This window comes from Francisella sp. AG1 (assembly GCF_057683165.1).
On sequence record NZ_CM173135.1, the window covers coordinates 1,760,431 to 1,784,561 of the forward strand.

Sequence of the window (24,131 nt, forward strand, 5' to 3'; positions counted from 1 at the left end):
TTTAGACATTATATTCTAAATTATACCTTTTTGTCAATAAAAAAGTATAATTTAACTAGGATTATTATTTTAGCTTGATATAATGAATTTATGTTCTAATTGTTTATTTTTAATATATAACAAGGATAAAGCTATGAAAAAAAAGAAAATTCTAACCATTGCTACATTACTAGCCAGCTCTTTAGCGATCTCTTCATGTACAGCTGAGGCCGTTGCTGTAACTGGGTTAGCATTAGCCAGTGTCGCTGTTGGTACTCTAGCATATAAGTGGATGAAAGAGCCTGATGCCTATAATGCTTATTCAAAGACAAGAGATGCCGTATTTTCAGCTGCTCAAGAAGTTTTAAAAGAAAATAAGTACGCAACTACTGAGCAAACAGTTGATCAAGAAAAATCTGAAATAAAAGCAACGTCTATAAATGGCCAGTCTATAAATATAGTAGTGCAATCTGCTAAAAATAATAGTAATGAATCCGCAATCTATATTAAAGATGATAGCAAAGCTAATGCAACTATAATACTCAATAAGATCAACGCAAAACTTGCTGAGCAAAAATAATAAAGCTAATCAGCTATAAGATCATATTCAGTAGAGTCTGTGATCTCAACATTAGTAAACTCACCCACTTGCAATCCTCTTTCAAGAGCATCTCCAATAACCACCTGACCATCAACCTCTGGTGCATCATATCTGGTACGCCCAATGGCATAATTCTCATCATTATTAATAGAATCAATAATAACCTGTTGTTTAGTGCCTATAAAACTTTCTAACTTATCAGCACTTATTTGAGCTTGTAGCTCCATGAATTCATCAAGCCTTTGTTGTTTAATCTCTTCTGAAATTAAACTATCAAAGTCATTTGCCCTAGCTCCTTCTACTTCAGAATATTTAAAACATCCTACTCTATCAAGCCTAGCCTTATCAGCAAAATCCAATAAATGTTCAAAATCTTCTTCTGTTTCACCTGGAAAACCAACAATAAAAGTACTACGAATAGCTATATCTGGACATATATCACGCCATTTATTTATTCTATCAAGAGTTTTTTGAGTATGAGCCGGACGCTTCATTCTTTTTAAAACCTCTGGTGACGAATGCTGCAACGGCACATCAAGGTATGGCAAAATTTTACCCTGGGCCATTAGTGGAACTATTTTATCAACATGTGGGTATGGGTATACATAATGCAATCTTGTCCACATATCTAAATCACCAAGAGCACTGGAAAGATCTAAAATATTACTTTGATACTGCTTATCATTCCAGATTCCAGATTTATATTTAATATCAACACCATAAGCTGATGTATCTTGAGAAATCACAAGTAACTCTTTAACCCCGGCAGCCTTAAGCTTTTCTGCTTCACGCATTATATTATCAATTGAACGACTTTTCAATTTACCACGTATGTCAGGAATGATACAAAAAGTACAAGTGTTATTACACCCTTCGGATATTTTTAGATATGAATAATGTCTAGGAGTAAGCTTGATTCCTTGTGGTGGTACTAAAGATACAAAATCATTAGCAAAAATCGGAGCATGTGTGTGTACAGCTTCAATTAAATTTTTATAATCTTGCGGCCCTGTGATACTTAATACTTGTGGATACTTTTCTTTTATAAGGCCTACTTTATTACCCAAGCAACCAGTTACCAAGACCTTACCGTTCTCAGCAATAGCTTCACCAATTGCTTGTAAAGACTCCTCTATTGCAGAATTTAGAAAGCCACAAGTGTTAACTATAACCATATCAGCATTATTATAGCTATCAACCAAATCATAACCTTCGGCTTTTAGCTTAGTTATTATACGTTCAGAATCAACAAGATTTTTAGGACAACCAAGACTCACAAAACCAATTTTGGGGATTTTAACCATATTATTTAATTTAAATAAGAAATTATGCGATCATTTTAGATTAATTAAATAAGAAAAAACAGCTAAAGATAAAATTACATTTGACCTGAAGAGTCACTTTCATCACATTTAACACCAAAATCAAGATCTGTTCTTCTATCTAAATAATAAGCTTTTTCTGATGCTTTATACATACATGCATCATTAACACCATCTGTACAAAATTCATCATAAAATTGTGTTGGCTCAGAAGCGGGTTTCAACTTACCATAACTAACTACACATATCTGATCTTGTTTAACATCTTTTCCTAATAAATAATTATATACAGCCTCTGCACGCTTCTGTCCAAGATTAAAGTTATATTTCTCACTACCTCTAGGATCTGTATTACCAGATAGTTTAATAGGTTGCTCAGGATGAGCAATTAAATAATCAGCTGTTTGATCAAGACATTGTTTAGCATCATCTGTAATATTATCACTATCAAACCCAAAATATACAGACCTACAATTAACATTCATAAGTTCCTTCTTCATCTTTTCAACTTGATCTGAACTCATGTTATCTGATCCATAAATCTGAGATGACATTTCCAAAGCTTGTGAACTATCAACCCCGGCATATTTATCTTTAATTAGATCACTATTATCTGGTCTAGTACTAGAACAGCTTGCCAACATAAGCATAGAACTTAGCATCGCTAATCCTAAAAGATTTTTTTTCATCATTTGTACTCCTACTATATTTAAGTAACATTATCAAAACCGGAAACATCATAATTACCGCCATTATCAGCATAACCTGTATAACTACTTCCATAGTCTTCTCCAGATTTAAGTGTGCTAACAAACCCTGGTCCACTTGTCTCATTAAGAGAACTACCATCTAAACTAGCATTAGCATTTGACTGTAAATCAGGTCCTTTATACCATGCACAGCCAGTTACAAATAGCACAACAAAAGCAATAATATAAAACTTAAACATAGCTTGCATAATAGCTCCTTAGAAGTTTTTAGGAGACCAGCTTGGCGATTGAATAAGTATATTGCCATTATTAGCGGCCTCTATATTAAAATGATTATCACCATTTAATGATATCATATCTAACGAGCTATAACCTCTAGAGTTTGTAGATATATAAGCTATCATACTCCCATTAGGTGATACTGTCGGTGAACTATCAGATTTACCTTTTGTCAGAATCGTTATATCGCCGTTAGACAAATTAAAATCTGCTATTTGAATCCCACTTGAACGCGACCCTTGATACATAAATACAATATCTTTGCCATCAGGTGTATAATTTGGCTCATATCCTTGATAAATTTTGCTACTTAATCTAGACGATTGGGGATATTTTGAATTAACTGGTGCAATATATATATTAGGCCTACCACCCCTATCAGAGGTAAATACAACACTATTACCATTTGGCGAAAATCTCGGAGCGGTATTTATACCATTTATAGTTATTCTTTTTAGTGCTTTAGTTACCAAATTCATAATATAAATATTTGTCTGGTCAGAATACCCTTTGGATAAAGCTAATGCTATTTCATTACCATCAGGTGAAAATGATGGAGAACTATTTATGCCTTTATAGTTAGTAATACGTGTAACTTTACCTGTACCTATTTCTAACTCATATACTCCCATACCTCCACCACTATAGCTTGAATAAACAATATATCTACCATCTTTTGACCATGACGGAGTCGCTATTGGATTATCTGTCTGCCTAAGCACCACATGCTTATTAAATCCATCATAATCAGCAATGATCAGTTGATAAACTCTACCATATCTTGCATATGGGTTACTTACTTTCACATATGCAAGTTTTGATAAAAAGAAACTCTTTTCTCCTGTAAGCTTAGTATAAATATAATCAGAAATTTTATGGCCGAGGGCTCTCATAAGAGAAATATTAATATTTTTATATGTAACAGACTGAATATAGGCTGTATCATTACGTTTAAGTAACTGAACTTCTATACTATAATTGTTATACGAATTTTTTGTATATTTTGTTAAAACAACATAGTCAGCCTTTAGTTTCTCCCATGGAATATTCTGCTTCTGATTAACTTCATATTTTATAGTATTATTACCTTGTAATCTGGCATTATGATTAAGGTCTGCAACTATTATAGAATCAACATTTTGAGGAAAATCATCTACTATATCATTACTCATCACTGATACTAAAGGCTTTTGAATAACACCTTTAGTAACTTCTGCAACTAGATCGGCATAAATATTAGATACCAAAAAAATTAACACTGAAAAACTCATTATAATTTTTTTCATATTATTCCTCATCAACTTTGTTTAAAAATAAAACTCACGTTTTCTGTTTGTATCGTTCTTTTGGCCACATTATTTGAGATTACTGGTGGCGTAGTATTTTTGATTGCATCGATTAAAGCTTGATCGCATCTATAATTACCAGATGTTCCCGTCAACTTAATAAATTGCCCATCTCTAATAATAGCTCTGGGCAAATCATATATCCCTCGACATGAATCTTTGATCCAATTTGCACCAACTCTATCCTGATATTCAGAGATATAACTAGAAATTGCAGACTGCGCCTGATTTTGTTCTATTTGTTTTCTAGCTGCTACCTCAGCTTCAGCTTTTGCTTTAGCTAATCTTTCTCGTCGTGCTTTTTGTTCAGCTTCTTTTTTAGCTTTTTGTTCAGCTTCAAGCTTTCGTTTAACTTCTTCTTTTGCTGCTTTTTGCTGTTCTAACTTAGCTTGCTTTTCTTGCTCAGCTTTACGCTCTTTTGCTTGCTCTATAAGTTTTTCCTCAAGATCAGCTTTCTTCTTAGCCGCAATCTCTGCTTCTCGTGCAGCTTTGGCTTTTTGCTTCATTATTTGCTTATGCTTTATAAATGCTCGCTCTTTAGCCTCTTTAACATCTTGCTGAGTTTGCTTCAACTCTTGTTGATGGTTTTCATAAGCTGAAATCTGCTTATTTAAATTACTACTACTTATAGAGGTAGCCTGAATCACTTGAATTTTTTTGGGTAAATTTGAAACTTGAGCATGTAAAGTATTTTGGCTAGATTCAAACCTAGAAATACTTATAATAGACAAAATATATAAAACTACAACGATAACAATATGGATAAATATAGCTTTAACTACAAATGGATTTTGATCTATTTGCTTTTTACAGTATTTTAAATACTTTTGATAATTAAGATTTGCCATCTTCTGTGACTAACCCCACTTTATCAACCCCAGCCCTCTGTATAAGAGCCATTGCTTTTACCACCTCACCATAGCTAGCACTACTATCCCCTCTTACATAAACAGGTTTCCCAGGGTTTTGTTGAGATAAATTTACAACTGCATTTGCTAGAGCTCCTGAGCTTAATGCTACTTTAGTATTACTAACTCCCTGGTTAACAAAGTATTCACCCTGTTTATTAACTGTTACAACAATAGGTTTACTATCATTTGACGGGATTTTTTCTGACTGTGCTTTAGGAAGATCTACTTTAACACCTTGGGTTAAAATTGGAGTAGTAATCATAAATATGACCAAAAGTACAAGCATCACATCAATATATGGCACTACGTTGATCTCTACCATTGGGCGTTTTTTTCTAAAAAATCTTTTATTATTCCTCTTCATATCAAGAGCCTTTCCTAAAAGTTTTCTTGGTTTTGATTTGATATCTCATCTTTATGAGCTTCTTTTAATAATAAGATGCATAAATCATCTTGAAAAGACTCATATCCTGATAACACATCATCAACTTGATTGGATAATCTACTATGCCCAATCACTGCAGGTATAGCAACAAAAAGACCTAATGCTGTAGCGATTAACGCTTCAGCAATATGTGGAGCTACAACAGAAATAGTTGCTTGCTCAACTCCACCAAGCGTATTAAAAGAAGACATAATACCCCATACAGTTCCGACAAGTCCAATATATGGAGCAACAGCACCTATAGTTCCTAAAGCAGGCAATTTTTTATCCAACTCTTTTGCTTCTTGGGATATAGCAATGCTTACTGTTCTTTCCATACCCTCCAAGATCGTCTCTCCTTTTAAAATCCCTGTATCTTTAAGATTATTAAACTCTCTTAATGCAGAACAGAATATTATTGATTTACCAAATATATTTTCTTTATGCTGCAAATAATAATCATATAATTTTTGTATATGATGTCCTGCCCAAAATAATTTATCAAACTGAGCTTGTTCATTGCGATATTTTTTAACACGTCCATTGACTTCAAGCATAATAGCCCAAGAATAAACTGACATAGCAACTAGTGCTAACATAATAAATTGAACGATGAAATTAGCATGCCATATTAGCTGCACTAAAGAAATAGAATTATCCATAATTATTAATCCAAAAAATTTATATTTTTTATTTCTACGAATACTCTAATCATTGTACTAAAACAATTAAAAATTATAAACCATTATTGGCTCTAAATTAGCTAGAAATCTGCTATTATTAAGAATATAGAGTAACTTTTATAAGGTATAACTAAATGAAAAAAATGTTTTTTTTAATTTTAGCTATGGTGGCTACAGCTTTGATATCATGTACAAATTCTCAGGGAGATTCTTTTGGTTATGTCGCACCGCCACCAACACAAGCCAGAAATTCAAATGAAGCTGGTCCACTTCAACAACCTGGAGGTGTTGCCGCTGCAATAGAGGCTGAACAAGGAAATCCTTCTAGTAGCGCCTTTACAATTCGAGAATAATTATAAGCTATTTTTCTGCTTCAACAATATGTTTTCCATCGACACTTGAGCTACCATTCAAATCATTATTTTTAATATTTTTTTTACATTTATAGTGCGAGATTGGCCCTGATAGTGCATATCCCATCATAATTAGATAAAGTAACTTTTCTGGCATTGTAAAAAGCATCAAAATAATTAGCATAAAACAGATTACATATAATTTACTAATATTACCTTGCCCATCACTATCTTTAAAGCTTCTAAATTTAATATCACTAACCATCATAAATGCTAAATATAAAGCAGTAAAAGCTGTTAATGTTACGGTTATAAAAGCATAATTCCCAACAAATGTCTTCTGACCTAACCATATAAGGCCAGAAATGGCTACTGCACCAGCTGGGCATGGCATACCATAAAAATACAATCTTCGCTCTTTAATCTTGGAATCACTATCACCTTTTAAAGACATAGTATCAAACTTAGCCAATCTTAAAGCCACCGCAAGTAAGTATAAAAAAGATATTACAGCCCCCAAAGCACCAATATTATGCAATGTCCAAAAATACATCACCAAAGCTGGTGTAGCTCCAAAAGATACAACATCCGCCAAACTATCTAATGCTGCTCCAAACTCAGTTTGGGTATGTGTGTACCTAGCAACTTTCCCATCAAAAGCATCTGCAAATCCTGATAACAGCATATAAACAGCACAAGATACAAAGTTACTTTGAAAAGCAGCAATAATAGCTAAAAACGCAAATAATAGGCTTGCACTTGTAAACAAACTAGGAAGTATATATTTAGATTTTTTCATATCTATATTTTCTAATAACCACATAACACACCTTTTATTTTTCTATTAAATCTGGTCTTAATGTCTTCGCACCATGCAAATACACATGTTTAATATCTTTTTGACTTTTGCTAGTATTATATGTCAACATCATTCTAATACAAAGTTTTAAAGCTCTGTCACACACCATCTGTTGACAATCTATCAAAGGAACATCTATTAAACCCAACTCCCTAGCTGCCACCGCCGGAAACTCTGATTTAATATCTGCTGTAACTGTAAACATAATATTTACAATATCATTCTCATTTACATTATTGTATTTCAAAACCAGCTGTATAAGCTCTTTTGTTGCATTGATAACCTTTTCTGGCGTATCACTTATAATAGTTGTAGCTCCACGAATAGATCTTTGCATTACTTAATTAACCTTTTTTTTAATAATCTTTTGTTTTAGAAGTCTTGGTAAGGGAAAATAGATTTCTTCTTTTATCCCCTCAAATTCCTCCACAAAGACTTCTTCTTCACAAACTTTAGATATTTTAGCTATTATTTGTTGCACAAGATATTCTGGTGCAGAAGCTCCAGCACTTACTCCACAAGTTTTCTTACTCTCAAACCATGATTGATCTATATCTAAAATATTGTCGACCAAATATGAATCCACACCAGCTATAGTCGCTAACTCTTTCAGTCTATTTGAATTAGAACTATTTTGTGAACCGACAACAACTAATACATCAATATAATTAAGCATCGACTTTATCGCTGTTTGACGATTTTGAGTTGCATAGCAGATATCTTCTTTTTTAGGGCCTTTAATAGCAGGATATTTATCTTTTAATGCTGTAATTATTCCTTGAGTCTCATCTACAGATAAGGTTGTCTGAGTTGCATAATAAAAATTATCTGGGCAATTAACCCTTAAATTAGCGACATCACTCTCACTCTCAACCAAATATATAGCACCTTTTTCACTACGGTATTGACCCATAGTCCCTTGCACTTCAGGGTGACCTTTATGGCCTATAAGCACACATTCAGCATCATTATTACTAGCCAATCTCACACCACGATGAACTTTTGTAACTAGTGGGCATGTAGCATCATATAACACAAGATTTTTATCAGCAGCTATTTCTTCAACCTTTAAAGATACTCCATGGGCACTAAAAATACATACAGCATCATCAGGAACTTCATCAACCTCTTTTACAAATACTACCCCTTTTTTCTTAAGAGAATCTACTACTACTTTATTATGCACCACCTCATGCCGCACATACACAGGAGATTTTTCAACCTCCAAAACTTTCTCTACTGTTTCAATAGCCCTACTAACTCCAGCACAGAAACCTCTTGGATTAGCTAGCAATATCTTCATTTAATTTACCCTCTTGATCTGAAATATCCATTATTTTAGCTTCAAAAACAATTATCTGACCGGATAATGGGTGATTAAAATCAACTGTCACATCTTTCTCATTAATCTCAGTGATAAGTCCAGGAAGCTTAGAGCCGTCTTTTTGACTAAATGAAACTATAAGGCCCTCTTCTAATTCCATATCTTTTGGAAATCTATATTTAGGTACAGAATAAATACTTGCAGGATGTTTTTCTCCAAAAGCTTCTTCTGGCATTAAAACCACCCTCTTGCTATCACCGACAGATGAACCTATAAGCTCATCTTCAACCTTATCTGTAAAACATCCCTGCCCCATTTGAAATATAAATGCCCTATTATAATTTTCTGTATCTTCCGCAATAGTGCCATCCTTAAGTCTAAACTTAAAGTGCATTTTTACAAAACTATCTGATGTAATTTTCATGTTTTATCTTCGTATCTATTTTGTTTTCCAAGATACCATATTTAAGGATTTTAATCATCTGTTGTTTATGAAAATGAGCTGTGCTATTTATGCTAAATCAAGATTAGCCAATGCAAACACTATTCACAATAAAAACTTTGTAGTAAAATCTTGATTAAGGTATCAAACCCACTAAATAACTATGAAAAAAATTTTACAATCTATTCTACTAGTGCCACTAGTAATACTAATATCAGGATGTGATACATTAAACTCTAATCCTTCAGATAACAAAGGAGAAAAGCCATTATCTTTTCCTACTCTACCTCCTTGCTCTACAAACTTGCTCCAAAATGACAAATCATTTATTTGCATACAAGAACACGAGGGCCCAGATTTGATAGAAGCAAATATCAAATTCGAATCAGGTAGCTTCACTTTAAACAATCAAGCAAAAGCAGTACTATATAAGCTTTATTCATATTTAAAATTAAGTAATACTAATGATTTCACTATCAAAGGCTATGCTGGAAAAATAGATTCAAAGCTTATTTCAGATAAATCGCTACTAACCGACAGTGATCTTAGATTATCTAAAAACAGGGCTATCAGTGTTAGAGAATACTTGATAAAGAAAGGAATAGAACCTGATAACATTACAATTCAAGCTTTAGGATACCAGGACCCAATTGCTCCAAATAATTCAAGTACTAATAGAGCCCTAAATCAAAGAGTCGAAATAACACTAAAAAGTAGGATATTAGAACAAATTGATACTATAAAGCAAGAGTTATCAACTGTTAACCCAAACAACTATACTAAATTCTTTTCAAATGTTTATCTGCTCAATAGCAATCAGCTCCAAGATATTGCTAGAATATATGATTCAAATGAAAAAAGACCAGTGCTTGCCTCTAACTTTAAAATTTTTGCTAATAAAGCTTACACCCCTAAAGAAAATAAAAGTAATTTCATCATTATTTCAGAACCACAGCAAATATCTTCTTTTAATGAAGATAAAAAACTATACAAACTAGGTAGCGCAAGATATGAGTATTCATACAAGGATATTACAGCTCTAACTATTGTAAATTTGTCCCGTGAAGCTGCTGTTGGTGACTATGTTATACCTAATGATATAGCCTTGCAGAAACTACCTGAACAAACCTTTATAATGAAAAGCAAAATAACTGCAAACGTACTTGAAGATGTAATGAATACAAACTCATTCTCATCGACTTACGATAATATTTTGTTAAACAAAGGAACTACAGATGGCCTCAAAGTAGGGGCTGAAATGATTTTATATGAGCCTGAATCAAGAGTTGATGGTTTTCCTGTGCCTCCCAAATTTATAGGTTATGGTTTTGTTTACCGTTTATCAGACCATTACTCAATATTACTTATTTTGAACTCACTCCAAGAAATCACCTCTAACTCCATGGCAACGACTCTTATATAAAATGACTAATAGAACTAAAAATTTGATAATACTATCTTGTACACCTTATTTTGCTAATAGCCGTTTTTTGAAAGTAATCAAATATAATATTTGTTTGAATGATATCGTAAACTCACCTGAAAAATATATTCAGACGCTCGCACTACGTAAAGAAACTATAGAATTCCTTAAACAAAAAAAGTATACAAATTATTTAGAAAAAGTCGATAATTGGCTAGAGCAAACAACAAATCACATAGTAACTTTTTATGATCATGATTATCCTAACAGTTTAAAACAACTTTCTAACCCTCCTTTTGTATTATATTGCTCAGGCAATATTAATTTACTTAAAAAATCTCAATTAGCTATCATTGGTGCTCGCAATCACTCTACCTACGGCAAAAATACAACTGAAAAATTATGTAAAGAACTCAAAAACTATGATCTAGTTATAACAAGTGGACTTGCCTATGGTATTGATACTTTAGCTCATAAATTTGCACTGGAAAACAACCTCAAAACAATAGCTGTTGTCGGGACTGGGGTAGATATAATATATCCTGATTCAAATAGAGAACTTTGTAATAAAATATTACAAAATAACTGCTTAATAGTCTCTGAATTAGCTTTAGGAACCAAGCCTCTTAGGCACAATTTCCCACAACGGAATCGTATAATAAGTGGCTTATCTAAAGGTGTAATTATCATTGAAGCTGCCAACAAAAGTGGTTCATTAATAACTGCTCAATTAGCTTTAGAGCAAAATAAAGAAGTTTTTGCAATCCCTGGCAGTATTTTTAGTAAAACTAGCCAAGGGTGTAACGAATTAATAAAACAAGGGGCTAAACTTGTTAATGGAATCGATGATATACTTGAAGAAATAGACATTAAAACTTCACAACAAACCATAACTAGTAACACTAATATACAGACCAAACAACCATTATTTCTCAATAAGAACGAACAATTAATTCTAAACTTAATTAAAAAAGAACTAACCACGCTAGATAAAATCATATTTGAATCAAAATTAGCATACCCAAAAGTAGCAGAAATTTTATTTGAACTAGAACTTAAATCTTTAGTTAAATCAGTCCCAGGAGGGTATATAAACACTCAAAACCAAAATATATAAGTAATCAACCTAATCAACTCTATTAAAGCGTCAATTTTACCAAAAAATAATTAAACATAGTCTTCATAGCAAAAAATATCAGCATAAAAATAAAATAAATAAAATGGACTTTTTAATCTCTTATAACTAGAATATAACTTTTCAGTGACTTCTATATAACTAAATGTTTAATCAAATAGAAACCTTTTTTGACTTAAAAGCAAACAGTTCATCAATAAGAAAAGAGTTCCTTGCCGGATTTGCCTCTTTTTTAGCAATTTCATACATTATAATTGTAAATCCCAAAATTCTAGCTGCTGCTGGAATGCCCAGTAATGCACTAGTAACCAGTACGGTTTTAATATCTGCTATAGGAACACTAATGATGGGCCTATTTGCTCGCAATCCTTTTATAATAGCTCCAGGAATGGGAATGAACATATTTTTTTCATACACTGCAGTTAAAATTTATCATCTCCCATGGCAAACTGTTTTAGGCTCAACTTTTTGGTCAGGAATCATTTTCAGCCTCTTGGTAATTTTAAATATCCGAACAAAAATAATGCTTAGCTTGCCCAAATCCATAAAACAATCTCTCGGTGCAGGTATTGGTTTATTTGTTGCCTATATAGGACTAATCAATGGCGGCTTAATAACCACAAATACCGAGATGTTAAGCCTTGCTCATCTAAACATTCACAATACTTTATTCTTAATCTGCTTAATTTCTTTAATTGTTTTATTTATCAAAAAAATCCCAGCGCCTGTAATCATAGTAATAATTTTTGGCTACGTTATTTCTTTCCCACTTAATTTACTATCAGTTGATACGGTAATTAAGTTACCAAGCAATATTATTTCAATGCCTGACTTTTCACTGCTTGGGCAGATAGACTTTTTTGGCGGGCTTAAATTTAGTATCTTACCAACTATTTTTACATTCTGCTTTCTTAGTTTATTTGATGGCACCGGATCCATATCAAGCCTTTATGCTGAAATGAAAAAACCCCATAATCTAAATGACAAAATGCTTAAAAGAACATTTTTAGCAGATTCAATCACAGCCACTATTTCAGGAATAATTGGCTCAAGTCCATCTACAGTAGTAGTCGAGTCAGGTGTTGGTATTTCTCAAGGAGGAAGAACTGGACTAGCTGCTATCTTTGCTGGATTAATGTTCTTACCATTCTTATTCTTATCACCTCTCATAAGCTCAATACCAATAGAGGTAATTTCTCCAGCACTTGTATTAATTGGGATCATGATGATGCAACAAGTTTCAAAGGTAAACTGGTCTGACTTTATACAAGCAACACCCGCTTTCTTTACTATTATCATGATGACTCTAGCATCATCTATATCTACAGGAATTGCCTCAGGTATTATAGTTTGGTTTTTTATATCATTATTTTGCAATAAAAATGAGCTAAACCTAATGGCAACAATTATTACATTTTTCTGTATTATTATGTTTTTACATGCCGTTAATCTATTTTAATTTATCTAACTTGCTGCTTCTTATCTCAAAAAATTATCACTGTGATTTGCTAACAAATAAAAAAGTATTTTTAATTGATTTAAACCTTATAATAAAATTAGTTGTCCCATAGATTATTACCCACCCTTCTGCTAAGATTTTAATGAGCACCTATCAAAAGTGCTTAAAATTTGATAAAAACATATAAAGGGAGTGCTTTATGAAAAAGATATCATTGATTACTATAGCTTGTGTAATTTTACTAGCATCTTGTGGGCCAAACAAAAAAGAAAGAACTTTAGCTCAATTAGAACAAGAACAAAGCTCATACTCACAACAAGCAAAAACTGATCAACTACAGTCAGAAACCGCAGGTACAGACTCTGATAATTTAAGTAAAAAAGCTAAAGATGATAGCTCCAAATCAGAATATGAAAAAAATAAAGCTAAGTTACTACAATCTGAAGCAAACCAGGAACTTTCTAAAGCAGCTAGCTTAAATTCCCAGATAGAAGAAGCTAAATCTGCGGCTAGCTAAACTATAAAATTAATTTATTTAATTATCCCCATTTCTCTTGGTATTGCTTTTTATTCCAACCTGTCCTAGCATAATCACCATCCACAACCAGCGGCCTTTTAAAAAGAAGAGCGTCCGTAACAAGAAGCTCTAATGCTTCTTGCTCAGACAAACTATCAAACGTATTTTTTAAGCCCATTTCACTAAAAAGCTTACCGTTTGAATTAAATAAATCTATAATTTCAAAATTACCCAACTGCTTAATTTGCTTCATTTCTTGCCAACTTGGCCTTTTTTTTCTTAGGTTTACATAGTTCACCTGCTTACCTTTATCTTCAAAGAACTTGAGGGCATTACGTACGCTCGTACAGTTATTTATACCAAAAACTTTTATCATTTTTATCTCCTATTTATTTAAAAAAAGAAACCTTTAATTCCATCAAAAATCATTTCTACAGAAATTGCAACAAGCATTAAACCCATAATTTTTGAAATTACATCTATTGCATGCTCACCAAGGAATGCTGATATTTTAGGTAAAAATCTAAAAAATAACCATAACATTATCGTAATAATAAACAAACAAACTGTTGCTATAATCTTTGCATCAAAACCAATAAAATATTTATGTGATTCTGTAATAACTGTCGCTATCGTACCAGGACCAGCTACTAAAGGTATTGCTAATGGCACTATAGCTAAATCGCGTACTGATGTCGTTTTAATTTTTGTATCTCTAGAAGCTTTAGAAATAACGCCTAAAACCCTCAGACCAAAAAATAAAACTATTACTCCTCCACCGGCTCTAAAAGCATCTTGATTAATTCCTAAAGCTTCTAAAATATCATCTCCCAGCCATACCATTAAACTCAAAATAACAAAAAAAGCTGACATCATTATCCATACAACAACATTTTTTTCTTTTTGATCTGATTTTTCGATTACATTAAGATAAATACTCGCTATTGAAAATGGATTTATAATAGCTAACAAACTAAGAATGAACTTAAAAGCAATAACTAACTTAACTCCGAATACAATCATTTTAATATCACCTTTAAAGCATATACTATCTGTCCGTATAACTTACGAATAGCCTTATTCAAAATATACTTTATCATTCGTATATGCATCTAAAATAATTTCCAACTCTTCTCTAGTAACTTTATGCGATAATTTAGGCATATCATTAAGCTCAAAAAAATCAACTTCTTCCACCTCAAAATTAGGATTATTTTTTCCTCCAATTATCTCGGCTAAAAACACCAAACTATAAACATTATAAACTTCACTTTGTGTATAATTATTTCTATCAAAAAGTGCCAATAACCTAGTTACTTTTATATCATACCCAGTTTCTTCCTTAACCTCTTTGATACATGTCATAACTGGTGAAAGATCTACATCACACCAACCACCTGGGATAGTCCAATCTCCAGGAGTATCAGCATCTTGAGCCATCAGAAGCTTGTTATCTTTAAAAATAACTACTCTAACACTAGGCTGTGGGGTTGGATAATGCGTGCCTAAATATATATCATATGGTTGTACTTCAGACTTAATATACTCATGTAGCATTTTAGCACTTAACTCTAAGAGCTCATGATAATTATCTAGTGCATACTCACACTTTGAATAAACGACACCCGTATGTGAGACTGCTTGAACTTTTTTTATAAATTCAAAAATCTTATCTTGCTTCATAACTATCTACTATTACCTATTGATTTAATTAGAAACTGCCCATGACTTTACTAATTTTTTTTACAGCCAATTCCAAAAGAAGATATAAATAGAATTATTCATCACTATTATTTTTTTTAATACTATCAAGAGCGTCTAAGCGATCGCGTCTTTTATTTTTTATGATAGTGAAAACGACAATTCCAATGACTGACACCGCCAAAACCACAAAGAAAATTTGGATGAAAAAGAAAACCGCATGTTGCATAATTACACCTTCTTAATTTCAGCTATTTTTTGTTTCCAATGCTTAGGGCCTTGCTGATGAGCAGAAACACCTAAAGAATCTACAGCAACAGTTACTGGCATATCTTCAACCTCAAACTCATAGATTGCTTCCATACCTAGATCTTCAAAAGCAACAACCTTAGCCTGCTTGATTGACTTTGAAATCAAATAAGCTGCTCCACCAACACCCATTAAGTATACAGCTTTATTCTTCTTGATAGAATCAATTGTTGCTTGACCTCGCTCTGATTTACCTATCATCCCAGCCACACCAACATTCTCCAACATAAATGGTGTAAATTTATCCATACGGGTTGCAGTTGTTGGACCAGCAGGACCGACAATCTCATCACCAACAGGATCAACGGGACCTACATAATATATGAATTTATTCCTCAAATTTACTGGGAAATTTTGTCCTTTCTCATACATGTTTTGTAAACGTTTATGTGCAGCATCACGACCTGTCAAAATTTTACCACTAATTAAAATATTATCTCCTGAACGCAAAACTTCTATCTCATCTTTAGTTATAGTATCTAGGTTTACTCTTTTAACATCTGAATTTTGATCTTGCTCAATTACTGGCCAATCTTCAAGTTTTGGTGCCGGTAAATCAATAGCTCCTGACCCATCTAACACAAAATGTACATGGCGCGTAGCTGCACAATTTGGAATTAATGCTACAGGCTTACAAGCAGCATGAGTTGGATATTCATTTATTTTCACATCTAACACTGTCGTTAGACCGCCAAGGCCTTGCGCACCAATCCCTAAAGCATTCACACGATTAAATATCTCCAACCTCAATTCTTCTGTCGGAGTTTGTGGGCCATTTTTGATAATATCTTGCATATCAATTTTGTCACCTAAAGATTCTTTAGCTAAAAGCATCGATTTCTCAGCAGTCCCACCTATACCTATACCTATAATTCCAGGAGGACACCAGCCAGCACCCATAGTAGGCAGCATTTCTTCAACCCAGTCGGCTATACTATCGCTAGGATTTAATACTTTAAATTTAGATTTAAATTCTGAGCCACCACCTTTTGCAGCAATATCAATCTCAATCTTATCGCCATGTACTAAATCAATATGCACTATGGCAGGAGTATTATCTTTAGTATTTTTTCTAGCTCCATTTGGTGGAAACACCATAGATGCTCTCAAAGGATTATGCTCATCTGCATAGCCTTTCTTCACCCCTTCATTTACAAGTTCCGTAATAGTTTTATCAGTATTATCAAGCTTAGCATCCATGCCGACTTTAACAAATGCACAAACCATACCAGTATCTTGGCATATTGGGCGCTTTCCTGTAGCTGCCATTCTTGAGTTTATAAGAATTTGTGCCATTGCATCCTTAGCTGGTTTTGATTTTTCACGCTCATAGGCATTATACATAGCATCTACAAAATCTTTGGGATGATAGTATGAAATATACTGTAGTGCATCTGCCACACTATCGATTAAATCTTGGGCCCTTATAAGTGCCATCTCGAGACATCCTTTTATTCAAAAAAATTAAAATCTAAAGGCTATTATAACAATAATAAAGTATTTTTTAAGTTAGATTAGCTCAATAAAATTAGCTTTTTTAAAATGCCGGTTTTTTAGCTTTAAAAAAAGATTTTAGTAGTGATGCTATGTTATAGCCAATAACTATAACTAAAAGCCACTGTAATTGATCTAGAGAAAGTAAAGTAACGATATTAAACCCAATAAAAACCCCAACAACACCAAAACAACCAACTATCAAAACCTTTTTAATAGGAACCGTATTGTTAAATAGAAAAGTAAACGTTGTTATAGGTTGTTGTATAGCCCCTGCGGTTGTCATAATAGGAAAAGCAACTATAGGTGACATTCCAAGCAAAAACAATACTGCCTGAACCAAAGCAAATAAACCAACACCAAAAGACACCAAAAATCCCGCAACAAACATCCCAACAAAGCCAACCCAAAGCCGTAAACCCTCAAGCTTCATTAAAGTACCACCTATTGGTAAAATATTTAATAATTTACCAATCAACAAAAAGATAACCAACATAAAAGCAAAGATCATTATTACTCTGATAGTCGAAGTTTTGATTTTAGAAGCAAGAATGGCCCCAACAAAACCTCCAAGAGTGGTTCCAAAAACCAAGACTAGCAAAGTTATCACATCCACATCAAAAACTCCTAGAAAAAAGATTGCTTCTATAGCGCCAGGTACAACTTGGGCCCCATTTACAAAACCAGGCAATTCTTTATCTTTTACAATTTTAAAGGTTTTTGCAATTGCTATATTAATAGCAAAACTTCCTACACCTATAGTATCTGAGATAAATGCTACTATTCCAGCACAAGCAAGAATAACCTTCTGATTTCTATCTTTTATAGAGTATCTATCTTGCCCAGCAATGAGCTTATAAAACATGTACAATAAACATGAAATAGACAAAAAAATAATGAATAACACAACCCAAAAATACATCTTAAATTCCTCAAAAAAACATAGCTTGAGAATATTAATACCTTTAAAGCTCCTTGACAATATGTATTATAAAATATTTATCAAAAGCACATAGACAAAACTACTAATACAAAAAAACACAAAAATTATAACTAATGCATTAATAAGTAAATCCTTAGCCAACCCTAGCCTAGAATTCCTTAAACTTAGCTTATAAAGTAAAACTGCTACCACAACAGTAAGCAAAAGCGCTATAACTATAGACAAAATACTTATTAAAATCACATTATCAAACCTCTATGTAATTAATCCTTTTATCAAACCACTTCTTTACCAGCTTTTTAACTAAATTAGGATATTCATTTTCAATAATATTAGCTAATTCAACAACTTTTTCATAATTATCATAATATTCATTTATATCAAATGTTCTAAACGTTGACACACCTGATTGCTCTTTACCTAATACATCTCCTGCTCCACGAATCTCTAAATCTTTTTCTGCCAAAAAAAAGCCATCCTGAGACTCTCGAAGAAGAGATAATCGCTTCTTACCAATATTACTTATTTTATCACTATACAATAGTACGCAATAACTATTTTTTGCTCCTCTACCAACGCGCCCTCTTAACTGATGAAGCTGTGATATTCCAAGCCTCTCAGCATTATCAATTACAATAATACTTGCATTTGGAACATCAACTCCAACCTCTATGACAGTAGTCGCCACAAGTAGGCTATATTTTTTAGCTTTAAAAGCATCCATCTCCTGAATTTTATCTTTAGATTTCATAGCTCCATAAACAAGTCCGACATGCTCACCGAGATAACTCTTTAGTTCAACATATAAACTCTTAACATCTTGCAAAGAATCCATACTTTCTGACTCTTCAACCAAAGGGCACACCCAATATATTTGCTCTCCCTTACTTATTGCAGCCTTAAGTTTAACAATTAACGCTTCTTTTTTAGCCCTATTTAATACTGTCGTAACAATTGGCTTACGATTAGGAGGCAGTTCATCAAGTATAGATAATTTAAGATTCCCATATAAAGTCATAGCTAAAGTCCTAGGAATTGGAGTGGCTGATATTATCAACTGATGAGGAGCTTGTTTGATGTCATTCACAGATGATTTATTTATCAAAGCTAACCGCTGCTCAACACCAAATCTATGCTGCTCATCAACAATCACTAACCCTAGATTATTATATTCTACTCTTTCTTGAAAAATTGCATGTGTTCCCACAACCACACACCTATCTTTTGTTTTAATTTTATTCAAGCTTTCTCTTGTTTGCTTAGCTGATAACTTTCCCAACAAAGGAATTACATCTATATCAAAGCCACCTAAATAATCAGATAAGAATTTATAATGTTGTTCTGCCAATATTTCTGTAGGCGCCATTATTGCCGCCTGATATCCTGATTTAGCACATGCATACAAAGCCATAGTTGCAACAATAGTTTTACCAGCTCCAACATCTCCCTGCAAAAGCCTCACCATAGCACTAGTTTTTTCAAGATCCAACAATATCTCCTCAATTGCATGACGCTGAGAGTTTGTCAATTGATATGGCAATTTAGCATAAAACTCCTCTTTTTGTTGGAAGCTTAATACAATAGCGTGGGCTACAGCCTTAACTATATTTTTCCTAGCACTCTCTTCTGCTAACTTATATGCTAACATCTCTTCAAATTTAATTGATCTTTTTGCTTTTGATAAATATCTATGTTCTATAGAGCCTGCCAAAGCATGAACATAATACAAAGCGTCTATAAAGCTCATCAACCCAAACTGTGACAAATATTCTTCTGGCAAAATATTATTTATTTTCTTATCTTGCAAAAGACTTGATATTATTAGAGTAATAATTTTATTTGATATTTTTTTGAGTCTATAAATTGCTGACAAACCAAGTTCTAAAGAACTCTGATTATTTTTCACAACTGCCCATTCCGGATGTGTCATCTGTGGTTGTAAAAATGAGTCTACTTTGCCATAGCATCTTACGTACTCAGCTCTTTCCAACATAACTATTTGATTAGGGTAAAATTTAAACAAAATTATTGAACATGAGCCTGACTTATCACTCACTATAAAACGTAAAAATTTCTTACCATTTTTTCTGAATGAGATATTGCTGACTCGACCTTCAATTAAAAATTTTTCGCCTAATTTTAGTTTATTTATAGCTGTAACATAACGAGTGTCTTTATATTCTTTCGGAAATATTCTCAACAGGTCTGTAGGATGGTTTAAATCATATTTAGCCAGCGCTTTTACAGTTGCCTCTCCAACACCAACAAAATCAATAAATTTCATAGAACATAGACTAACAAATTGACTATTTAAAATTTTATCATTTTGAGCTTAAAATAGATAATTCAATTGCTAAAATAGTTCTTTATTGATAAATTCAATTTAATAAAATTAACAATATCTAAACAATGAAGAAAATATTATCTTTACTATTTATATCAAGTATAATTATTGGATTATCTGCATGTGGACAATCAGGTGCTTTATACATGCCTAAAGAAAAACAAACAGACTCTGGAACTAAAATACTACAAAAAGCAAAATCGTCCATAAAAGTAGATGATGACCCAACCTCTCCATCTAAAGACAATAATCCAACATCTAGTCAGCTAATAGATGATGATAATTTCAGCTATGATAAAAATATCTTGGATTCATCACAGGCAGGCGGAACACCAACCTTATAAAAATATAGGTTATATATACAAAACTACTAGTTAACACAACATTTAATATAAATTTTAAGTTTACTTTTCATGCTAAAAGTAATAAAATCATCGAGATATTGTATTTAAATAATAATAAATTAAATGCCCAGGGAGGGTTTCTAAATGTCTAAAGTTTGTATAGTTACAGGTAAAAGACCTACTACAGGCAATAATGTTTCTCATGCTCAGAACAAAACTAGAAGAAGATTTTTACCTAATCTTCATACTCATAGATTTTGGGTTGAAAGTGAAAATAAGTATGTAAAACTAAAAGTTAGTTCTAAAGGCATGAGAATTATCGATAAAAAAGGCATCGATACAGTTCTAAGTGATTTAAGAACTCAAGGTCATAAAATTTAATAAAGTTTTAAAAGGAATAATAAAATGAGAGAAAAAATTAGATTAGTTTCTTCTGCAAAAACAGGACATTTCTATACTACTACTAAAAACAAAAGAGAAATGCCAAACAAGATGGAAATCAAAAAGTTTGACCCTGTAGTTCGTAAACACGTAATGTACAAAGAAGCTAAAATCAAGTAATAGTCAACATTCTTAATTTAAGGCCTTACTAATATGAAACAAGCTTTTCATTTTAAAGGTGGTAACTATACTATCAGTGCCATTAATATCAATGTAACTGAGTATTCTCAGATTGAGAGCTTATTAAATTCCAAGCTTTCTCAATCAAAATCTTTTTTTCATAATACACCTTTTGCTATAGATATTCGTGATATAGATCAAAATGAAAAGTGCTCACTAAACTTTTTAGAAAAAGTTATTGAATCTTTCAAAAATAATGGAATGATTCCTGTGGGTTTTGTTGTTAATAACAAAGAGCTTAAAACTCAACTTGCAAAAGCAGGCTACAACATTCTTAAAAGTGGAAAAATCAAAGAAACTCAACCTGATGATTATAAGTTAGATACATCAGCAAAAATTATTACATCACCAGTTCGTACTGGTCAATCCATAAATGCCCGCGATAGTGACGTCATTGTTACAGCTAATGTTAATAATGGTGCTGAAATTATTGCTGACGGTAGTATCGTAGTTTATGGTAGGATTGGTGGAAGAGTAATTGCTGGTAGCTCAGGTAACAAAGATGCAAAAATTATTTGTAAAGATTTGAGAGCTGAATTAGTTTCAATCGCAGGTAAGTATGTAACCCTAAACAATGAAAGTATACCTGTAGATGATAAAAACACTAATGGGTATATTGTGTATTTACAAGATGATAAGATACATATAGAGGGTTTTTGATTTTTTAATTTTAAATAAGAGGCTTAAGTTGAAATGAGTGAGAAGAAACAAGGTAAAGTATTTGTTGTTACATCGGGTAAAGGTGGAGTTGGCAAAACTACTTCAAGTGCTGCCATTGCGTATGCTTTTGCTAAAAGAGGCCTTAAAACTGTTGTCATAGATTTTGATGTCGGCTTAAGGAATCTAGACCTTATCATGGGGTGTGAAAGAAGAGTTGTTTACGATCTTGTAAATGTTGTCAAAGAAGAAGCAACAATCAACCAAGCTATAATAAAAGATAAAAGAGTTGATAATTTATATATTATCCCTGCTTCACAAACTAGAGATAAAGATGCTCTTACTGAAGAAGGTGTTGATAGAGTAATAGAAGAGCTAAAAGGTGGCTTTGATATAATACTTTGCGACTCTCCTGCTGGTATAGAAAAAGGTTCTTTAATGGCAATGAGATGTGCTGATGCAGCAATTATAGTCACAAACCCAGAGGTTTCATCTGTAAGAGATTCTGATAGAATATTAGGCATGCTCTCTAGTAAAACCATCAAAGCCCAAAAAGAAGGTGAATTTAAAGAAGTGCATCTCCTTCTTAATAGATATGATGCATCCAGAGCAAGAGCTGGAGCTATGCTAAAAGCCGAAGATGTCAGTGAAATTCTTTACACCCCTATTGTTGGCATAATCCCTGAGTCTAGAGATATCTTAGAAGCCTCTAACAGTGGTAATCCTGTAACACATTTAAGCGATACTATTGCATCTAAAGCTTACTATGATGCTGTTGATAGAATACTTGGTAAAGACATACCAATGAGATACACTGAGCAAAAAACTAGTTTCTTTAAAAAATTAATAGGTAAATAATAATTATGTTAGCTAAACTTTTTAGATTAGGTAGAAAACAGCAAAGCGCTTCGTTAGCAAAAGAAAGGCTACAAATTATAGTTGCTCACCAAAGAAATGAATTACATCCAAAATCATCAAGAATTAGTAGCCATCTACTTGCAGAACTTAAAGATGAAATTATCGAAGTTGTAAAAAAATATGTCGCTCTATCAGAAGAGAATATTAGAGATATAGATTTAAAAGTTGAAGATAGTAGTAAAAACTCCACAATAGAAGTTAATATACCTTTTAACTAATATTAGTGATGAGCAACATTAACTTTCAAAACGTCTCTTTTTATAGAGATTCTCGCTGCATATATGATAATATTACTTTCTCAATACCTGCGAACAAGATAACTACAATTCTTGGGCCTTCCGGCGCAGGTAAAACTACCATTCTTCAGTTGATTGCAGGACTGATAAAACCAACTTCTGGAAAAATTTATATAAATAAAATTTCAATTAGTAAAAATACCAAAGAAAAAGAGTTAGAAAAACTACGCTGCAAAATGGGTTTTCTTTTCCAATCTGGGGCATTATTCACCCATCTTAGCGTATATGATAATATTGCATTCCCTCTAAGAAAAAATACTGATTTAAACGAAATCCTGATAAGAAATATTGTCCTTTTGAAACTACAGGCGGTTAGATTATCTCATACTATTGATATGATGCCTAGTGAGCTTTCAGGTGGGATGGCTCGAAGAGTTGCATTAGCAAGGTCAATAGCAATGGACCCAGATATAATGATGTATGATGAGCCTTTTACTGGACAAGACCCAGCATCTTTTAATAAGCTTCTAGAACTCATCCACACACTAAATAATTCTCTAGATATGACATCTATAATTGTTTCTCACGATGTCCAAGAATCCCTTAGTATATCTGATCATATCATCATAGTTGGTGATAAAAGAATTATTGCCAATGATTCTCCTGATAATATCAAAAAAAGTTCAGATAAAAATATCAAAAAATTTTTAGCTGGTGAGCATATCGAAACTGCTAATTTAGATGATAATGCTACTGATAATATAATTTTTTTCAAAAAAGAAATTTTAAAGGGCTAA

The 24,131-nt window shown here is 32.6% G+C and carries 31 protein-coding genes; 13 read left to right on the forward strand and 18 right to left on the reverse strand.

Annotated features, from left to right (window positions below):
• Nucleotides 1–133 precede the first annotated feature (133 nt).
• Entirely contained in the window at nucleotides 134–559 is a 426-nt protein-coding gene (locus ACR0PV_RS09155) for a DUF3568 family protein (protein ID WP_488172783.1), read from the forward strand.
• A gap of 5 nt (nucleotides 560–564) precedes the next feature.
• On the opposite strand, the gene rimO is transcribed toward ACR0PV_RS09155, so the two are convergent.
• The 7 genes from rimO to tolQ all read right to left on the reverse strand — a co-directional run bounded on the left by rimO (nucleotide 565) and on the right by tolQ (nucleotide 6,234).
• Nucleotides 565–1,884 carry a 30S ribosomal protein S12 methylthiotransferase RimO gene (gene rimO / locus ACR0PV_RS09160; protein ID WP_488172784.1) on the reverse strand — a complete coding sequence of 440 codons (1,320 nt, stop codon included), beginning with the start codon at nucleotides 1,882–1,884 and terminating at the stop codon, nucleotides 565–567.
• A gap of 74 nt (nucleotides 1,885–1,958) precedes the next feature.
• A complete protein-coding gene (locus ACR0PV_RS09165; RefSeq protein WP_488172785.1) occupies nucleotides 1,959–2,594 on the reverse strand; it encodes an OmpA family protein in 636 nt (211 codons plus the stop codon).
• 17 nt (nucleotides 2,595–2,611) lie between these two features.
• On the reverse strand, nucleotides 2,612–2,860 hold the full coding sequence (locus ACR0PV_RS09170; RefSeq protein ID WP_488172786.1) for a hypothetical protein: 249 nt from the start codon (nucleotides 2,858–2,860) through the stop codon (nucleotides 2,612–2,614).
• 9 nt (nucleotides 2,861–2,869) lie between these two features.
• Entirely contained in the window at nucleotides 2,870–4,177 is a 1,308-nt protein-coding gene (locus ACR0PV_RS09175) for a translocation protein TolB (protein ID WP_488172787.1), read from the reverse strand.
• An 11-nt stretch (nucleotides 4,178–4,188) separates the two neighbouring features.
• Nucleotides 4,189–5,085, reverse strand: a complete 897-nt coding sequence (locus ACR0PV_RS09180) for a cell envelope integrity TolA family protein (RefSeq protein ID WP_488172788.1) — start codon at nucleotides 5,083–5,085, stop codon at nucleotides 4,189–4,191.
• On the reverse strand, nucleotides 5,072–5,512 hold the full coding sequence (tolR, locus tag ACR0PV_RS09185; protein WP_488172789.1) for a protein TolR: 441 nt from the start codon (nucleotides 5,510–5,512) through the stop codon (nucleotides 5,072–5,074). The genes ACR0PV_RS09180 and tolR overlap by 14 nt, the downstream gene beginning before the upstream one ends.
• Nucleotides 5,513–5,526: 14 nt before the next feature.
• Nucleotides 5,527–6,234, reverse strand: coding sequence for a protein TolQ (tolQ, locus tag ACR0PV_RS09190; protein ID WP_488172790.1), 708 nt, complete (start codon nucleotides 6,232–6,234; stop codon nucleotides 5,527–5,529).
• 155 nt (nucleotides 6,235–6,389) lie between these two features.
• Here tolQ and ACR0PV_RS09195 point away from each other — a divergent pair, with 155 nt between their 5' ends.
• Nucleotides 6,390–6,608, forward strand: coding sequence for a hypothetical protein (locus tag ACR0PV_RS09195; RefSeq protein WP_488172791.1), 219 nt, complete (start codon nucleotides 6,390–6,392; stop codon nucleotides 6,606–6,608).
• Nucleotides 6,609–6,615: 7 nt separating this feature from the next.
• On the opposite strand, the gene ACR0PV_RS09200 is transcribed toward ACR0PV_RS09195, so the two are convergent.
• The 4 genes from ACR0PV_RS09200 to fkpB are packed head-to-tail and all read right to left on the reverse strand — an operon-like array spanning nucleotide 6,616 to nucleotide 9,215.
• Complete coding sequence (locus ACR0PV_RS09200) at nucleotides 6,616–7,431, reverse strand: CDP-alcohol phosphatidyltransferase family protein (protein WP_488172792.1); 816 nt, start codon at nucleotides 7,429–7,431, stop codon at nucleotides 6,616–6,618.
• A 10-nt stretch (nucleotides 7,432–7,441) separates the two neighbouring features.
• Entirely contained in the window at nucleotides 7,442–7,804 is a 363-nt protein-coding gene (aroH, locus tag ACR0PV_RS09205; protein ID WP_488172793.1) for a chorismate mutase, read from the reverse strand.
• A 3-nt stretch (nucleotides 7,805–7,807) separates the two neighbouring features.
• A complete protein-coding gene (ispH, locus tag ACR0PV_RS09210; RefSeq protein WP_488172794.1) occupies nucleotides 7,808–8,770 on the reverse strand; it encodes a 4-hydroxy-3-methylbut-2-enyl diphosphate reductase in 963 nt (320 codons plus the stop codon).
• Nucleotides 8,751–9,215 (reverse strand): FKBP-type peptidyl-prolyl cis-trans isomerase, encoded by a 465-nt coding sequence (gene fkpB, locus ACR0PV_RS09215; protein ID WP_488172795.1) that lies wholly within the window; start codon nucleotides 9,213–9,215, stop codon nucleotides 8,751–8,753. The genes ispH and fkpB overlap by 20 nt, the downstream gene beginning before the upstream one ends.
• Nucleotides 9,216–9,396: 181 nt before the next feature.
• On the opposite strand from fkpB, the gene ACR0PV_RS09220 reads away from it, so the two are divergent.
• From ACR0PV_RS09220 to ACR0PV_RS09235, 4 genes are all read left to right on the forward strand, one after another.
• Nucleotides 9,397–10,656 carry an OmpA family protein gene (locus ACR0PV_RS09220; protein WP_488172796.1) on the forward strand — a complete coding sequence of 420 codons (1,260 nt, stop codon included), beginning with the start codon at nucleotides 9,397–9,399 and terminating at the stop codon, nucleotides 10,654–10,656.
• A gap of 67 nt (nucleotides 10,657–10,723) precedes the next feature.
• Nucleotides 10,724–11,773 (forward strand): DNA-processing protein DprA, encoded by a 1,050-nt coding sequence (gene dprA, locus ACR0PV_RS09225; RefSeq protein WP_488172797.1) that lies wholly within the window; start codon nucleotides 10,724–10,726, stop codon nucleotides 11,771–11,773.
• 163 nt (nucleotides 11,774–11,936) lie between these two features.
• Entirely contained in the window at nucleotides 11,937–13,250 is a 1,314-nt protein-coding gene (locus tag ACR0PV_RS09230) for an NCS2 family permease (RefSeq protein WP_488172798.1), read from the forward strand.
• A gap of 199 nt (nucleotides 13,251–13,449) precedes the next feature.
• A complete protein-coding gene (locus tag ACR0PV_RS09235; RefSeq protein ID WP_488172799.1) occupies nucleotides 13,450–13,767 on the forward strand; it encodes a hypothetical protein in 318 nt (105 codons plus the stop codon).
• 22 nt (nucleotides 13,768–13,789) lie between these two features.
• Here the strand turns inward: ACR0PV_RS09235 and ACR0PV_RS09240 are convergent, their stop codons facing one another.
• From ACR0PV_RS09240 to ACR0PV_RS09270, 7 genes are all read right to left on the reverse strand, one after another.
• The gene (locus ACR0PV_RS09240) at nucleotides 13,790–14,143 is read right to left on the reverse strand and encodes an arsenate reductase family protein (RefSeq protein ID WP_488172800.1); all 354 of its coding nucleotides are present in this window, start codon (nucleotides 14,141–14,143) and stop codon (nucleotides 13,790–13,792) included.
• 17 nt (nucleotides 14,144–14,160) lie between these two features.
• Nucleotides 14,161–14,790: a MarC family protein gene (locus ACR0PV_RS09245; protein ID WP_488172801.1), complete on the reverse strand. Its 630-nt coding sequence runs from the start codon at nucleotides 14,788–14,790 to the stop codon at nucleotides 14,161–14,163.
• Nucleotides 14,791–14,844: 54 nt separating this feature from the next.
• A complete protein-coding gene (locus ACR0PV_RS09250; protein WP_488172802.1) occupies nucleotides 14,845–15,450 on the reverse strand; it encodes an NUDIX hydrolase N-terminal domain-containing protein in 606 nt (201 codons plus the stop codon).
• 94 nt (nucleotides 15,451–15,544) lie between these two features.
• A complete protein-coding gene (locus ACR0PV_RS09255) occupies nucleotides 15,545–15,697 on the reverse strand; it encodes a hypothetical protein (protein WP_488172803.1) in 153 nt (50 codons plus the stop codon).
• Between the two features lie 2 nt (nucleotides 15,698–15,699).
• Nucleotides 15,700–17,214 (reverse strand): fumarate hydratase, encoded by a 1,515-nt coding sequence (locus ACR0PV_RS09260; RefSeq protein WP_488172804.1) that lies wholly within the window; start codon nucleotides 17,212–17,214, stop codon nucleotides 15,700–15,702.
• A 100-nt stretch (nucleotides 17,215–17,314) separates the two neighbouring features.
• Nucleotides 17,315–18,193 (reverse strand): hypothetical protein, encoded by an 879-nt coding sequence (locus ACR0PV_RS09265; RefSeq protein WP_488172805.1) that lies wholly within the window; start codon nucleotides 18,191–18,193, stop codon nucleotides 17,315–17,317.
• Nucleotides 18,194–18,461: 268 nt separating this feature from the next.
• Nucleotides 18,462–20,498 carry an ATP-dependent DNA helicase RecG gene (locus ACR0PV_RS09270; protein WP_488172806.1) on the reverse strand — a complete coding sequence of 679 codons (2,037 nt, stop codon included), beginning with the start codon at nucleotides 20,496–20,498 and terminating at the stop codon, nucleotides 18,462–18,464.
• 125 nt (nucleotides 20,499–20,623) lie between these two features.
• Between ACR0PV_RS09270 and lptM the strand changes: the two genes are divergently transcribed.
• From lptM to ACR0PV_RS09305, 7 genes are all read left to right on the forward strand, one after another.
• On the forward strand, nucleotides 20,624–20,902 hold the full coding sequence (lptM, locus tag ACR0PV_RS09275; RefSeq protein WP_488172807.1) for an LPS translocon maturation chaperone LptM: 279 nt from the start codon (nucleotides 20,624–20,626) through the stop codon (nucleotides 20,900–20,902).
• A 144-nt stretch (nucleotides 20,903–21,046) separates the two neighbouring features.
• Nucleotides 21,047–21,283, forward strand: coding sequence for a 50S ribosomal protein L28 (gene rpmB / locus ACR0PV_RS09280; RefSeq protein ID WP_488172808.1), 237 nt, complete (start codon nucleotides 21,047–21,049; stop codon nucleotides 21,281–21,283).
• A 24-nt stretch (nucleotides 21,284–21,307) separates the two neighbouring features.
• Nucleotides 21,308–21,463, forward strand: coding sequence for a 50S ribosomal protein L33 (gene rpmG, locus ACR0PV_RS09285; protein ID WP_004286519.1), 156 nt, complete (start codon nucleotides 21,308–21,310; stop codon nucleotides 21,461–21,463).
• Nucleotides 21,464–21,496: 33 nt separating this feature from the next.
• A complete protein-coding gene (minC, locus tag ACR0PV_RS09290) occupies nucleotides 21,497–22,183 on the forward strand; it encodes a septum site-determining protein MinC (protein WP_488172809.1) in 687 nt (228 codons plus the stop codon).
• Between the two features lie 33 nt (nucleotides 22,184–22,216).
• Nucleotides 22,217–23,038 (forward strand): septum site-determining protein MinD, encoded by an 822-nt coding sequence (gene minD, locus ACR0PV_RS09295; RefSeq protein ID WP_488172810.1) that lies wholly within the window; start codon nucleotides 22,217–22,219, stop codon nucleotides 23,036–23,038.
• Nucleotides 23,039–23,043: 5 nt separating this feature from the next.
• On the forward strand, nucleotides 23,044–23,316 hold the full coding sequence (gene minE / locus ACR0PV_RS09300; RefSeq protein WP_488172811.1) for a cell division topological specificity factor MinE: 273 nt from the start codon (nucleotides 23,044–23,046) through the stop codon (nucleotides 23,314–23,316).
• Nucleotides 23,317–23,324: 8 nt separating this feature from the next.
• The gene (locus ACR0PV_RS09305; RefSeq protein WP_488172812.1) at nucleotides 23,325–24,131 is read left to right on the forward strand and encodes an ABC transporter ATP-binding protein; all 807 of its coding nucleotides are present in this window, start codon (nucleotides 23,325–23,327) and stop codon (nucleotides 24,129–24,131) included.